The 12,461-nt window shown below is 73.0% G+C and carries 14 protein-coding genes; 6 read left to right on the top strand and 8 right to left on the bottom strand.

From position 1 onward, the window contains the following. Window positions 1-21: 21 nt before the first annotated feature. The 3 genes from ACFY30_RS08850 to ACFY30_RS08840 are packed head-to-tail and all read left to right on the top strand — an operon-like array spanning window position 22 to window position 2,369. Window positions 22-1,179, top strand: coding sequence for a lipid-transfer protein (locus tag ACFY30_RS08850; protein ID WP_390823837.1), 1,158 nt, complete (start codon window positions 22-24; stop codon window positions 1,177-1,179). A 3-nt stretch (window positions 1,180-1,182) separates the two neighbouring features. Continuing rightward, complete coding sequence (locus ACFY30_RS08845) at window positions 1,183-1,599, top strand: Zn-ribbon domain-containing OB-fold protein (RefSeq protein ID WP_390844453.1); 417 nt, start codon at window positions 1,183-1,185, stop codon at window positions 1,597-1,599. Further along, entirely contained in the window at window positions 1,596-2,369 is a 774-nt protein-coding gene (locus ACFY30_RS08840) for an enoyl-CoA hydratase/isomerase family protein (RefSeq protein WP_390844452.1), read from the top strand. The genes ACFY30_RS08845 and ACFY30_RS08840 overlap by 4 nt, the downstream gene beginning before the upstream one ends. An 85-nt stretch (window positions 2,370-2,454) precedes the next feature. On the opposite strand, the gene ACFY30_RS08835 is transcribed toward ACFY30_RS08840, so the two are convergent. From ACFY30_RS08835 to ACFY30_RS08815, 5 genes are all read right to left on the bottom strand, one after another. Then, entirely contained in the window at window positions 2,455-2,778 is a 324-nt protein-coding gene (locus tag ACFY30_RS08835) for a cytotoxic translational repressor of toxin-antitoxin stability system (RefSeq protein ID WP_390844451.1), read from the bottom strand. Between the two features lie 98 nt (window positions 2,779-2,876). Next, window positions 2,877-3,293 (bottom strand): prevent-host-death protein, encoded by a 417-nt coding sequence (locus ACFY30_RS08830; RefSeq protein ID WP_390844450.1) that lies wholly within the window; start codon window positions 3,291-3,293, stop codon window positions 2,877-2,879. A 90-nt stretch (window positions 3,294-3,383) separates the two neighbouring features. Continuing rightward, window positions 3,384-3,938: a hypothetical protein gene (locus tag ACFY30_RS08825; protein ID WP_390844449.1), complete on the bottom strand. Its 555-nt coding sequence runs from the start codon at window positions 3,936-3,938 to the stop codon at window positions 3,384-3,386. 194 nt (window positions 3,939-4,132) lie between these two features. After that, complete coding sequence (locus ACFY30_RS08820; protein WP_390844448.1) at window positions 4,133-6,505, bottom strand: PQQ-binding-like beta-propeller repeat protein; 2,373 nt, start codon at window positions 6,503-6,505, stop codon at window positions 4,133-4,135. Window positions 6,506-6,720: 215 nt separating this feature from the next. Next, window positions 6,721-7,467 (bottom strand): VOC family protein, encoded by a 747-nt coding sequence (locus ACFY30_RS08815; protein WP_390844447.1) that lies wholly within the window; start codon window positions 7,465-7,467, stop codon window positions 6,721-6,723. A 134-nt stretch (window positions 7,468-7,601) separates the two neighbouring features. Between ACFY30_RS08815 and ACFY30_RS08810 the strand changes: the two genes are divergently transcribed. Then, window positions 7,602-8,237, top strand: a complete 636-nt coding sequence (locus ACFY30_RS08810; RefSeq protein WP_390660615.1) for a TetR family transcriptional regulator — start codon at window positions 7,602-7,604, stop codon at window positions 8,235-8,237. Window positions 8,238-8,327: 90 nt separating this feature from the next. Here ACFY30_RS08810 and ACFY30_RS08805 read toward each other — a convergent pair whose 3' ends face one another. Then, window positions 8,328-8,780 (bottom strand): Lrp/AsnC family transcriptional regulator, encoded by a 453-nt coding sequence (locus ACFY30_RS08805; protein ID WP_390660360.1) that lies wholly within the window; start codon window positions 8,778-8,780, stop codon window positions 8,328-8,330. 82 nt (window positions 8,781-8,862) lie between these two features. On the opposite strand from ACFY30_RS08805, the gene ACFY30_RS08800 reads away from it, so the two are divergent. Further along, the gene (locus ACFY30_RS08800; protein WP_390844446.1) at window positions 8,863-9,471 is read left to right on the top strand and encodes a LysE family translocator; all 609 of its coding nucleotides are present in this window, start codon (window positions 8,863-8,865) and stop codon (window positions 9,469-9,471) included. Between the two features lie 57 nt (window positions 9,472-9,528). On the opposite strand, the gene ACFY30_RS08795 is transcribed toward ACFY30_RS08800, so the two are convergent. Both ACFY30_RS08795 and ACFY30_RS08790 read right to left on the bottom strand, forming a co-directional pair. Then, on the bottom strand, window positions 9,529-10,002 hold the full coding sequence (locus ACFY30_RS08795) for a nitroreductase/quinone reductase family protein (RefSeq protein ID WP_390844445.1): 474 nt from the start codon (window positions 10,000-10,002) through the stop codon (window positions 9,529-9,531). Then, on the bottom strand, window positions 9,999-11,183 hold the full coding sequence (locus tag ACFY30_RS08790; RefSeq protein ID WP_390844444.1) for an acyl-CoA dehydrogenase family protein: 1,185 nt from the start codon (window positions 11,181-11,183) through the stop codon (window positions 9,999-10,001). Before ACFY30_RS08790 ends, ACFY30_RS08795 begins: the two co-directional genes overlap by 4 nt. A 76-nt stretch (window positions 11,184-11,259) precedes the next feature. Between ACFY30_RS08790 and ACFY30_RS08785 the strand changes: the two genes are divergently transcribed. Beyond that, entirely contained in the window at window positions 11,260-12,426 is a 1,167-nt protein-coding gene (locus tag ACFY30_RS08785) for an acetyl-CoA acetyltransferase (RefSeq protein WP_390844443.1), read from the top strand. Window positions 12,427-12,461 lie beyond the last annotated feature (35 nt).

The following is a 12,461-nucleotide window of genomic DNA, read 5'->3' as shown; positions in this document are numbered from 1 at the left end:
GCCTGTGGAGGTGCGTGCAGCATGCCCGGAGCGACCGGCCTCAAGGACGCCACCGCCGTCGTCGGCATCGGCCAGACCCCGTTCGCCAAGCACCTCCCCGAGGACGAGCGGACCCTCGCCTGCCGGGCCGTCCTCGCCGCGCTCGACGACGCCGGGATCTCCCCCGGCGAGGTCGACGCGCTCGCCTCGTACACCATGGAGGAGACCGACGAGGTCGAGCTCGCGAAGGCCGTCGGCTTCGGGGATCTGACCTTCTTCAGCAAGGTCGGCTTCGGCGGCGGCGGTTCGTGCGCCACGGTCGCGCACCTGGCCGCCGCGATCGCCGCCGGGCAGGCGACCGTGGGGGTCGCCTGGCGGTCGAGGAAGCGGGGCAGCGGCCCCCGGCCCTGGACGAACACCGCCGTCCAGCTGCCCACTCCGGCCCAGTGGACCCGCCCCTTCGGCCTGCTCCGGCCCGTCGACGAGATAGCCATGCTGGCCCGCCGCTACCTGCACGAGTACGGCGCGACCCGCGACCACCTGTTCAACGTGGCCCTCGCCTGCCGCAACCGGGCCAACCAGAACCCGGCGGCGATCATGTACGAGCGCCCCCTCACCCGCGAGATGTACATGACCTCCCGCTGGATCAGCGAACCCCTCTGCCTCTACGACAACTGCCTGGAGACGGACGGCGCGCTGGCCTGCGTGGTGGTGAGCCGGGAGCGGGCGCGAGACTGCCGGCAGCGGCCCGTCTACGTCCACTCCGCCGCCCAGGGACTGCCCGCCCAGCACCACGGCATGGTCAACTACTGGAACGACGACCCCCTCACCGGCCCCGCCTGGTCGGCCGCCCGGCACCTGTGGAAGCACGCCGACTTCACCCCCTCCGACGTCGACGTGGCCCAGATCTACGACGCGTTCACGCCCCTCGTCCCGCTCTCCCTGGAGGGGTACGGGTTCTGCGGGCGGGGTGAGGGGGGCGCCTTCACCGAGGGCGGCGCCCTGGAGATCGGCGGGCGGCTGCCCCTCAACACCGGCGGGGGCGGGCTCAGCGAGGCCTACGTCCATGGATTCAACCTCATCAACGAAGGCGTCAAGCAGCTCCGCGGGACCAGCACCGCCCAGGTCCCGGGCGCCGCCACCTGCCTCGTCACCGCCGGCGAAGGCGTCCCCACCTCCGCCCTGCTGCTGAGGAGCTGACCCGTGCTGAACCCCGTCACCGACCCCGACGGAGCCCCCTTCTGGCAGTACGCCGCCCAGGGCGAGCTGCGCGTCCAGGCCTGCGCCGACTGCGGCGAACCCCGCTTCCCGCCCCGCCCCTGCTGCCCGCACTGCCAGTCCTTCGCGAGCGAGTGGCGGCGGGTCTCCGGACGGGGCCGCATCTGGTCGTACGTCGTCCCGCACCCACCCCTGCTCCCCGACTACGCGGCACAGACCCCGTACAACGTGATCGTCGTCGAACTCGCGGACGCGCCCCGGATCCGGCTCGTCGGGAACCTCGTCAGCCGTCCCGGCGCGCGGCTCGACTCGTTCCCCGCCGACCGGATCCGCATCGGCGCCCGGGTGCAGGCCGTCTTCGACGAACGCGGGCTTCCGCAGTGGGTCCTGGAGCGGCCGTGAGCGTGCGTCTGGACGTCGACCAGGACACCGGCGTCGCCGTCGTCACCCTCGACCGGCCGGAGAAGCTCAACGCCATCGACCTCGACACGGCCCGGCAGCTCACGCAGATCTGGCAGGGGTTGCGGTACGACGACGGCGTACGGGCGGTGGTCCTCACCGGGGCGGGGACGCGGGCGTTCAGCACCGGCATCGACCGGGACGCGGTCGTCCCTCAGCCCGGCTCCCCCTACATGCAGGACGATCCCCTCCTCACCATCGGCCCCAAGGCGAACGACCTGTGGAAGCCGGTGATCGCCGCGGTGGAGGGAATGGCCTGCGGAGGCGCCTTCTACCTCCTCGGCGAATGCGAGTTCATCGTGGCAGGCACCGACGCCGTCTTCTTCGACCCGCACACCACCTACGGCATGGTCAGCGCCTACGAGTCCGTCCTGATGGCGCAGCGGATGCCGTACGGGGAGGCCGCGCGGATGATGCTGACGGGCACCGCCGAACGGATCTCCGCCCGACGGGCCCACGACATCGGCCTGGTCTCCGAACTCACCGACACCGGAGCGGCGTTGGCGGCCGCCGTCGCCTGCGCCGCCGTCGTAGCCGGCTACCCGCCGGCCGGCGTCCAGGGCACCGTACGGGCCCTGTGGTCGGCGACGGAGACGGCACGCACGGCGGGCTTCGCCCAGGCGCCGCACCTCATCGCCCTGGGCAACCTGCCGGGCGAACGGCAGGCGGAGCTGTTCGCGGGACGGTCGACGTCGCGGCCCCGGATTCGCTGAGCGGCTGTACCGAGACCAGCAGGGCGGCGTGATCCATCACCCGGTCGACGCTCCCGCAGCCCGGTCGGCGCAGGAGAGCGGGAGCTCAGCTCCCGTCCGTCCAGTACGTCTGGAGTCTGGCAACCGCCTCGTCCTTGGTCATCCGCGCCACGGTGTCCTCGCCGACGCCCACCCGGTGGATCAGCAGATGCACCAGGTCAGCTGGAAGAGCCTCGCGGGGCGGTTCGGGAGCACCTCGGCCGGGCAGCTCGCCATGCTGTACGCAGGCCCAGAACTCGTCCTCGGTGACGTCCAGTTGATCGCGCAGGATGTGTCCCCACATCGCCGCTCCGTACACGGTGCGGTCCACCGGGTGCGAGACTCTGGTGCGCAGGATCCGGCCGTCGAACAGGGTGAGTTCGTACGTCACGTGATGGGTACCGGTGCGCCCGCGTGCGTCCCGGACGCGTTCCCACTTCTCAGCGCGACAGAAACGGTCATGGTTCTCACGGTTGGGCTGAGGCCAGGTCACCGTGGAGCACCCACCAGCCAGTCGTGCAGCTGCCCGTCATCGCTGAGGGCGATCAGCTGTACCAGGCCCCAGTTGTCCGCGTGGTTGGGAGCGGCCCGCAGCCTGTCCTGCCAGTCCTCGGCATACTCGCGCAGGACCTGGACCATCTCCCCTATGGCTTCGTCGAACGTTGCCCCGTCGGCGGCCAGCGGCAGGCCGGGCAGGAACACGGACCAGCCGTTCGCTTCGGCGACCACCTCCGCCTTCGACGGGCACACCAGCGACAGGTAGCGGCGCAGCCGCTCCACGTCCACGACTGCCGAGCGGCCGGAGTCACGGCGCACAGTCGCCACGCGCCCCTCGTCGGCCGCGTCGAGGAGGTCCTTCAGGTGTGCGCGCGCCTGGGTGTAGCTCTCGTAGTGCACCGCGGTCATGGCGTGCCTCCTCGCTCGGTCCCGACCTCCTCAGAGTGCACCCGGCCGTCAGGTACGTCAAGTACGCCAGGTACTTGACGTACGCCCGGGTCAGTCGACGGCCGGCGCGTACGGGTCGACCCGGCAGTGGTCGAACCGGGAGAACAGCGAGGTGTCGTCCACCTTCACCGGTACGCGCGTCGAGCCGTCCGCCGAGACGTACGCCGTCATGGGCTTGCGGTAGACCACGTCCGCCTGGTCGTTCAGGAACTCGACCTCGAAGGAGAAGGTGGCGTCGACGGCGTTCGGGTTGTCGACCCGGACCGTCGCGTACGGTGTCTTTTTCGTCGCACAGCTCAGCAGGACCGTCGTGGCGTCCTGGACCTCCGCCGGCTGCGTGCTCCCGGAGGAGCCCCCGGAGGAGCCGCCCGAGCCGCTGGTGTCGTCGTCGTAGTCGTCGTCGTAGTCGTGGTACCGCGATCCGCCGGAACCACCGCTCGACGAGGACCCGTCGTGGTCCTGGCCGGAGCTGCTGCACCCGCCGCCGCCCCCGCCGTCGCCGCTGCCGTGCCCGCGGCCCCTCCCCGTGGAGAAACCGGTCAGTGCCAGCACCACCAGGACCGTCACCGCCGCGAACCTGAGCCTTCCGTGCCCCCGTGGATTCATGCCGCCAGCCTAGACAACGGCTGTCACGGCCATGTCACCGCCTGGCGACCGGTCGGCACGGGGCGTAGCGTCTGGCGTGAGAGCGGCGAACGGGCCGCTCCCCGCAGCGACGGCCGCCGTCTGGCCCCTTCCGTGCAGCCCCGTACGACGGCCGTCCCGGACCCGGGCCTCCCGGGCGCCCGGCCGGGGCCGGCTCACGCCGTCCGGGCCGTCCCGGTCCCCTTCTCCGCGTCCAGCGCGTACACACAGCGGTCCTTGCTGCACGCGTACACCACGCCGTCCCGCACCACCGGGGAGCCGGTGATCTCTCCGCCGGTGGCCAGCTTCCAGCGCAGCCGCCCGTCGTCGGCCTTGAGGGTGTAGAGCAGGTGGTCCGTGGAGCCGAAGTGGATACGGCCCTCCGCGACCGCCGGGGCGCCCACGATGTCGCCGCCCGCCTGGAAGCGCCACTTGGGCGTGCCGGTGACCGCGTCCAGCGTGTAGAGGCCCTTGCCGCTGCCCACGTGGACGTGCCCGGCGGCGACCAGCACCGGGTCGACGGACGCCCGGGACTCCGTCGCGATGCGCCAGCGGTCACGGCCGTCGGCGGCGTCGAGGGCGTAGACCGTGCCGAGGTAGTCGGCGAGGTACACGCCGCCGCCGGTGACGGCCGGGCCGGGGACGAAGGCCGGCGGGGAGAGGAACACCGCCGGGGCCTCGAAGTGCCAGCGCACCATGCCGCTCGCCACGTCGACGGCGATGACGCGGGTGCCGGCCGAGAGGTACGCGTAGCCGTCGGGGGCGGGCGTGACCCGGACCGGGACGCCGCCGCAGGAGGCCGCGTCGCCGATGGGGTACGACCAGCGCTCCTCGCCCGTGCGGGCGTCCAGGGCTCTGAGCCGGGCGTCCTGCCAGACGAAGACCGTGCCGTCGTGCAGGGCGGGGCCCGCCTCGGGGGACTCGAAGTCGGTCTGGCAGCCGGTGATCTCCCAGAGCTTGTGCCCGTTGGAGGCCTCCCAGGCCTGGACGCCGCCGCCGCGCGTGGCGGTGACGACGGTGCCCCGGTCGGCCTTGAGGGAGTACACCCAGGCGTCCGTCTGCAGTCGCCACAGGTCCTGGCCCTCACGGGCCTCCAGGGCGAACAGCGTGGGGCCGTCGGAGGCGTGCACGCGGCCGTCCGCGACCGCCATCGACCAGGCCACGTCCCGGGTCTTGAAGCGGCGCCGTCCGGTCGCCACGTCGAGCGCGTGCACCTCGAAGGAGGTGACGTAGACGAGGTCGCCGGAGACGGCCGGGGTGCCCCACACGTCGTTGGACATGCGGAAGCGCCAGGGACGCCAGCCCGCCGGGGTGGTCTCCGGGGGCGCGGGCTGCGTGGCCGCGAGGCCGGTGTCGGCGCCGTTGACGCCGGGGCGCACCCGGGTCCAGTCGGCGACCAGGCCGGGCTCGGGCAACGGTGCCTTCACGGCGGCGGTGGCGCGCACGTCGGCGACGCGCGGGCCGGGCCCGATCGGCACGGCCGCGCCCGGCAGCCGGACCGGGCCGGTGTCGGGGGCGCCGACCACGGCGGGCACCGGCCCCGGGACGACGGGGGCGTGGGACGGCGGGGGCGGCACCGGCACCGGCACCGGCGGGGCCACGACACCCCGCCCGGCGCTGCGCGGGCCCGCCGGGGCCGGCTTGGGTGCCGGACGGCCGCCGCGGCGGGTCTCGATGAGCGTGACCGCCTTCTCGGGCAGCCATGCCGACGCCGTACCGCTGTCGTCGGAGCCGGAGCCGAAGAGGTGGGGGGCGAGCTGGGCCTGGAGGTCGGCCGGGTTGGGGCGGGCCGTGGCCTCCATCTGCATACAGGACTCGATGAGCGGGCGCAGCTCGTCGGGCAGGCCCTCCAGGTCCGGGCCCTCGCGCAGGAGCATGAAGACCGTCTCGACCGGGTTGGCGCCGTGGAAGGGCGGATGGCCGGTGGCGGCGAAGACGAGCATCGAGCCGAGCGAGAAGACGTCGCTGGCGCCGGTGACGCTGCGGGAGTCCTTCGCCTGCTCCGGGGACATGTAGGCGGGGGTGCCGACGGCCACGTTCGTCATCGTCAAACGCGTGTTCGAGACACCGGACGCGATACCGAAGTCGATCACCCGGGGGCCGTCCTCCACGACGAGGACGTTCGACGGCTTGAGGTCACGATGGACGAGCCCGGCGCCGTGGATCGACTGGAGCGCCTCCGCGACGCCCGCCGCCAGCCAGCGCACGGCCTGGGCCGGCAGCGGCCCGCACTCGTTCACTATCTCCTCGAGCGAGGGCGCCGGCACGTACGCGGTGGCCAGCCACGGCACGGCGGCGCGCGGGTCGGCGTCGACGACCGCGGCCGTGTAGAAACCGGACACCGCCCGGGCGGCCTCCACCTCGCGCGTGAACCGCACGCGGAAGAGTTGGTCCTCGGCCAGTTCGGTCCGGACCGTCTTGATCGCCACGCGCCGGCCCGACGCCGAGCGTGCCAGATAGACCAGCCCCATGCCGCCGGCACCCAGCCGTCCCAGCACCTCGAACGGCCCGATCCGCCGCGGATCGTGCTGCGTCAGCTGATCCACCACTTGCCTGCCACCTCCCCGTACGGGCCACGTCTCCCACTATGTGTACGCGACCGAAGTGCAGCGTCTCACCACCGCACCGCCATGGCGGCACGCACCCCAGATTCTTCCTGGCCGAGCGGCCGGTTGCGAACCCGGGGGCAATCGGGGTGTCTCATCTCATATACGGACGAAACTGCACGTCGGACGGTACTTCAGTAGGTACTCAGGTACGTGGTTCAACGCTGGAGCAGCGCGAACGACGCCCCCTGATTGTCCGTGACGACGGCCACCGTGCCGTACGAGGCGGAGAACGGGCCCGCCTGGACCCGGCCGCCGAGCCGGCCCACCGCGCCGAGCGCCGCCTCGCAGTCCTCGACGCCGAAGTGGACCAGGAAGTGCGGCGGCATCACCTCCGGGAAGACGTCGGCGACGGGCGCACGGCCGAAGTCGGGTTCCGCGCCGGGGCCGAAGAGGGCGTCGTGGAAGAGGTGGCCGTAGAAGGTGTTGGCGGCCTCGGTGTCGCGGGCGTACAGCTGCGCCCAGGCGAAGGCGCCGGGGAGGTGCCGGACGCCGAAGCCGGAGTGGCTGCCCGGCTGCCAGAGGCCGAAGACGGCGCCCTCGGTGTCGGCGGCGAGGGCCGCCGTACCCAGGCCGTCGACCGGGAAGGGGGGCATCACCAGCTGCCCGCCGGCCGACAGGATCCGCCGGGCGGTGGCCTCGGCGTCGGGGGTGGAGAAGTAGACCGTCCACACGGTGGGCATCCGGCCGTCCGTCTTGTGGGCGAGCGCGGCGACGGGCGCCCCGCCCAGCCGGGCCCACACGGAGGCGCCGTACGCCTGCTCGAAGGTCCATCCGAAGAGCTCGCCGTAGAACCGCCTGCCCGCGTCCACGTCGGGAAGCTGCGCGTCCACCCAGCACGGGACGCCCTCGGGGACGCCCCGGGCGCCACCCTCCATGTTCACCGATGCCCTGTTTTCGGCCATGCAGCCAAACTAACGGCGGTTCACGCAACGCGCAGACCAGGCACACCCTTCCCCGGACCTCCCCGCACCCCATTTGCAGTCGGCCGAATCGCGCTCCGATCACCCCTCGGTAAGCTGACGACATGACAGGACAAGTGCGTACCGTCGACGGCCGCGTGGCCGGTCGGCGCGGGCAGGCGACGCGGCAGAAGCTGCTGGACTGCCTCAGCGAGATGCTCAGCTCCTCTCCGTACCGGGACGTCAAGGTCATCGACGTGGCCCGGAAGGCGGGCACTTCGCCCGCGACCTTCTACCAGTACTTCCCGGACGTCGAGGGCGCCGTCCTGGAGATCGCCGAGCAAATGGCCGCCGAGGGCGCCGGGTTGACCGAGCTGCTCGAGGGCCGCTCGTGGGTCGGCAAGGCCGGCTGGCAGACGGCGCAGGAACTCGTCGACGGGTTCCTGGATTTCTGGAAGAAGAACGACGCGATCCTCCGCGTCGTCGACCTCGGCGCGGCCGAGGGCGACAAGCGCTTCTACAAACTCCGTATGAAGATCCTCAACTCGGTGAACAACTCCCTGGCGGACGCCGTCGCCGAGTTGCAGGCCAAGGGCAGGGTCGACAAGGACGTGAACCCGGCCGCGGTCGCCGGTTCGCTGGTCGCGATGCTCGCGGCGGTCGCCTCGCACCAGAAGGGCTTCCAGTCGTGGGGCGTCAAGCAGGCTGAACTCAAACCGAACCTGGCACTGTTGGTGCATCTGGGCATCACCGGCAAGAAGCCGACGAAGTAGCCCCCGCGCAGTTAACGCGCACCTTTTCCTCCACGGTCAAGTCCTGTCTGGCAGGCGGTGGTTCACTCATGTGAGCCACCGCCTGCCGTGCTATGCGGGCAGTGGCCGGTCCTTCACCACGTGCTTCATCACCAGCGTCGAGGTCAGCCGCTGCACACCCGGGAGGGTGGCGAGGCGCTCGTCGTACAGCCGCTGGAAGGCGGCGAGGTCGGCGGTGGCCACCCGCAGCAGGTAGTCCGGCTCCCCGAAGAGCCGCTGGGCGTCCAGCACGTGCTCCACCTCGCCCACCGCCCGCTCGAACTCGGCGACCGTGTCCCGGTCCTCCTGCCGCATCGAGACGAAGACCAGCGCCTCGAAGGTCAGCCCGACGGCCGCCGGCTCCACCACGGCCCGGTATCCGCTGATCGCCCCGGACCGCTCCAGCTCCCGCAGCCGCCGGTGGCAGGGCGAGACGCTCAGGCGCACCCGCGCGGCCAGCTCGGTCACGGTCAGCCGCCCGTCCTGCTGCAGTTCGGCAAGGATTTTCCGGTCCACGTCGTCCATGGGGAAAATCTTCCCCCGAACCCCCTCGTTTCAGGAAAAGAACGGTAACACTTTCGCCCACATCGCGCCTAATGTCCCCTTCATGGACTCGGGAACGCTGCTTTCATTCCTCGCCGTGGACCTGCTGCTGGTCTGCGTACCGGGCGCCGACTGGGCGTACGTGATCTCCGCCGGGCTGCGCGGCCGCTCGGTGGGCGCGGCGGTGGGCGGCCTGGTGAGCGGCTACGCCCTGCACACCGCACTGGCGGCGGCGGGCCTGGCGGTCCTGGTCGCGGGCTCGCCCGCCCTGCTCACGGGACTGACGGCGGCCGGGGCGGCGTATCTGGTCCGGCTGGGCTGGGGGGTGCTGCGCCGCCCCGGCGTACCGGTGGCGGGAGAGGCCTCGGCCGACGGCCGGGGCTTCCTGCGCGGCGCCACGATCAGCGGTCTGAACCCCAAGGGGCTGCTGCTGTACCTGTCCGTGCTGCCGCAGTTCCTGGCCGCCGGGGAGGACCGGCTGCCGGTCGCCGCCCAGACGGCCGTCCTCGGTCTGCTGCACATGGCGTGCTGCGCCGCCGTCTACCTGACGGTCGGCGTCCTGGCCCGCAGGCTCCTGGGCGCCCGCCCGGCGGCGGCCCGCGCGGTCACCCGCACCTCCGGCGCCGCGATGCTGGGCATCGGCGCGTTCCTGCTGATCCAGCGGGCGTTCTAAGGCCGGTCCTCACCTTCGCGCCGCCGCCCGAAGGGCGGCCGTGCGGCGGGGCGGGCCTCAGCTCCTCGGGGTGAGCCGGAAGACCCGGATCTCCCGTTCCACCCGCGCCTGGTACGTCGCGTACGGCGGCCAGAACGCCAGCAGTTCCTTCCAGACCGCCGCCCGCTCCTCCCCCTCCAGCAGCCGCGCGGTCACCGGGATGTCGGTGCCCTTCCAGCTGATCCCCGCCTCGGGGTGGGCGAGGAGGTTGGCGGTCCAGGCAGGATGACCCGGGCGGCCGAAGTTGGAGCCGACGAGGATCCAGCCGCGGCCGTCGGATGCGGGCATGCAGGCCAGTGGCGTGCGGCGCGGCCGCCCGCTCCTCGCACCGGTGCAGGTGAGGATCACCCCGGGCAGCATCCGGGCACTGAGCAGCACCTTTCCCCGGGTGAGCCGGTGGACGGCCCGGTCGAGGGCGGGAACGACGTGCGGGGCGACCTTCGCGAAGGTCCGCGTCGAGGACACCTTCTGCACCACCCGGAGACCGATCACACCGTCACCTCCGTACGCTCGAACAGCCCGGCCTCGTCGGCCGCGTGCGCGCGCAGCCGGTGCACGGGCCCGAACAGCAGCTCGTCGCCCGCGGCCCGCTTGAAGTACAGGTGCGCCTCGTGCTCCCAGGTGAAACCGATGCCGCCGTGCAGCTGGACGCCCTCGGCGGCGGCGAGGCGCAGCGCCTCCAGCGCCTGGGCGAGCGCGAGGCCGCCGACACGCTCCCCCCGGCCGGTCGCCCAGGCCGCGTAACAGGCGGCGGACCGTGCGGCCTGGACCCGGACGTACACATCGGCCAGCCGGTGCTGCACCGCCTGGAAGGACCCGATCGGCCGTCCGAACTGCTCCCGCTGCCGGAGGTGTTCGACGGTCCGCTCCAGCGCCCGGCCGGCGGCCCCGACGGCCTCGCAGGCGAGGAAGGCGGCGGCGAAGTCACCGGTGCGGGCCAGCGCCCCGGAGACGTCCGCGTCCTCGTGGCCCAGCAGCTCGGCCCGCACGTCCCGCAGCTGGACCCGGGCCTGCGGCCGGGTGGCGTCCAGCGCGGTCTGCCGCCCGCGCATGACCCCGGCGGCGTCCCCCGCCACCAGGAACAGCAGGGTCCGCGACCGTACGAACCCGCCGGTGTGCGCGGCGACGGCCAGCAGCCCGGCGCTGTGCCCGTCGAGCACCTGCGCGGCCTCCCCGTACAGCCGCCAGCCGCCCTCGGCCCGCCGGGCCTGCACGCCTCCGGCGCGGCCCCCGCCGGACCAGTCGCCGCCGCCCGGCCCGGTCAGGGCGAGGGCGGTGGCGAGGGCGGGTGCGGGGACGGCGAGGGCGGCGGTCAGGGTGCCGTCGGTGATGCGGGGGAGCAGACGGGCCCGCTGGGCGTCGGTGCCGAGGGCGAGGACGAGGGGCGCGGTCAGGACGGAGGTGGCGAGCAGCGGGGTCGGGGCGAGGGCCCGGCCGGTCTCCTCGGCGGCGAGGGCGAGGTCGGTGGGCGGGCAGCCGACACCGCCGTAGGCCTCCGGGAGGGCGAGGCCGGGCAGCCCGAGCTGTTCGGCGAGGGCGGCCCACAGGGCGGGGTCGTGTCCGGTGGGGGCGGCGAGGGCGGCCCTGAGTTCCTCGGGGCCGCAGCGTTTGTGGAGCAGTTCCCGCAGTGTGCGGCGGATCTCGTCCTGTTCGGCGGTGAAGCTGGCGTCCATGGCACTTCCCTCCGGATCTGACGGTCCGTCATATTAGGAGTCCGACAGTGAGATGCCCAGAGGGAGGTGGTCCTTCGTGACTGCGGGGAGCCGGAAGGTGGCGGTGGTGGGTGTCGCGCTCTCCGACTGCGGCCGGGTGGACGACGCGACCCCCTACGCCCTGCACGCCCAGGCGGCCCGCCGGGCGCTCGCGGACGCGGGGCTGGACCGGTCGAGGGTGGACGGTTTCGCGTCCGCCGGGCTCGGCACCCTCGCCCCCGTCGAGGTCGCGGACTATCTGGGCCTGCGCCCCACCTGGGTCGACTCCACCTCCGTCGGCGGCTCGACCTGGGAGGTGATGGCCGCGCACGCGGCCGACGCGATCGCCGCCGGCCGTGCGCACGCCGTGCTGCTGGTCTACGGCTCCACGGCCCGCGCCGACATCCGGGCCGGCCGCCGCACCGGCACCTTCGCCTTCGGCGCGCGCGGCCCGCTCCAGTTCGAGGCGCCCTACGGCCACACCCTGATCGCCAAGTACGCGATGGCCGCCCGCCGCCACATGCTCCAGTACGGCACGACGATCGAGCAGCTGGCGGAGATCGCGGTGCAGGCGAGGGCGAACGCGGCGCTGAACCCGGAGGCGATGTTCCGCGCCCCCATCACCGTCGACGACGTCCTGTCCGGCCCGGTGATCGCCGACCCGTTCACCAAGCTCCACTGCTGCATCCGCTCGGACGGCGGCGCGGCGGTGCTGCTGGCGGCCGAGGAGTACGTACGGGACTGCCGCACCGCCCCGGTGTGGATCCTCGGCACCGGTGAGCACGTCTCGCACGCGAGCCTGTCGGAGTGGGAGGACTTCACCGTGTCCCCGGCGGCGGTCAGCGGGCGGCTGGCGTTCGAGCGGGCGGGGGTGCGGCCGGAGGAGATGGACTTCGCCGAGATCTACGACGCGTTCACCTGCATGACGCTGGTGACCCTGGAGGACCTGGGCTTCTGCGCGAAGGGCGAGGGCGGGGCGTTCGTGGAGAAGGGGCGGCTGCGGATCGGCGGGGAGCTGCCGGTGAACACCGACGGCGGCGGGCTGTCCGCCCAGCACCCCGGAATGCGGGGGCTGTTCCTGCTGGTGGAGGCGGTACGGCAGCTGCGGGGCGAGGCGGGGGCACGGCAGGTGCGCACGGGGGACGGGGAGGTGCCGCGTCTCGGGGTGGCCTCCGGCACGGGCGGGTGGTTCTGCTCCTCGGGGACGGTGGTGCTGGGGCGGTGAGACGGCCGGTGAACCCGGAGGGGCCCGCGGCCGTA

The sequence above is a fragment of the Streptomyces sp. NPDC000345 genome (assembly GCF_042898825.1).
Lineage (GTDB): Bacteria > Actinomycetota > Actinomycetes > Streptomycetales > Streptomycetaceae > Streptomyces.
The sequence above is the reverse complement of the archived record's forward strand: the minus strand, read 5'-3'. Positions and strand labels throughout refer to the sequence as shown.

Bases quoted from the DNA above. Each gene is read 5' to 3' on its own strand.
- ACFY30_RS08850 (WP_390823837.1), top strand. From the start codon at position 22: ATGCCCGGAGCGACCGGCCTCAAGGACGCCACCGCCGTCGTCGGCATC.
- ACFY30_RS08830 (WP_390844450.1), bottom strand. From the start codon at position 3,293: ATGACCGCGGTGCACTACGAGAGCTACACCCAGGCGCGCGCACACCTG.
- ACFY30_RS08825 (WP_390844449.1), bottom strand. From the start codon at position 3,938: ATGAATCCACGGGGGCACGGAAGGCTCAGGTTCGCGGCGGTGACGGTC.
- ACFY30_RS08815 (WP_390844447.1), bottom strand. From the start codon at position 7,467: ATGGCCGAAAACAGGGCATCGGTGAACATGGAGGGTGGCGCCCGGGGC.
- ACFY30_RS08805 (WP_390660360.1), bottom strand. From the start codon at position 8,780: ATGGACGACGTGGACCGGAAAATCCTTGCCGAACTGCAGCAGGACGGG.
- ACFY30_RS08800 (WP_390844446.1), top strand. From the start codon at position 8,863: ATGGACTCGGGAACGCTGCTTTCATTCCTCGCCGTGGACCTGCTGCTG.
- ACFY30_RS08790 (WP_390844444.1), bottom strand. From the start codon at position 11,183: ATGGACGCCAGCTTCACCGCCGAACAGGACGAGATCCGCCGCACACTG.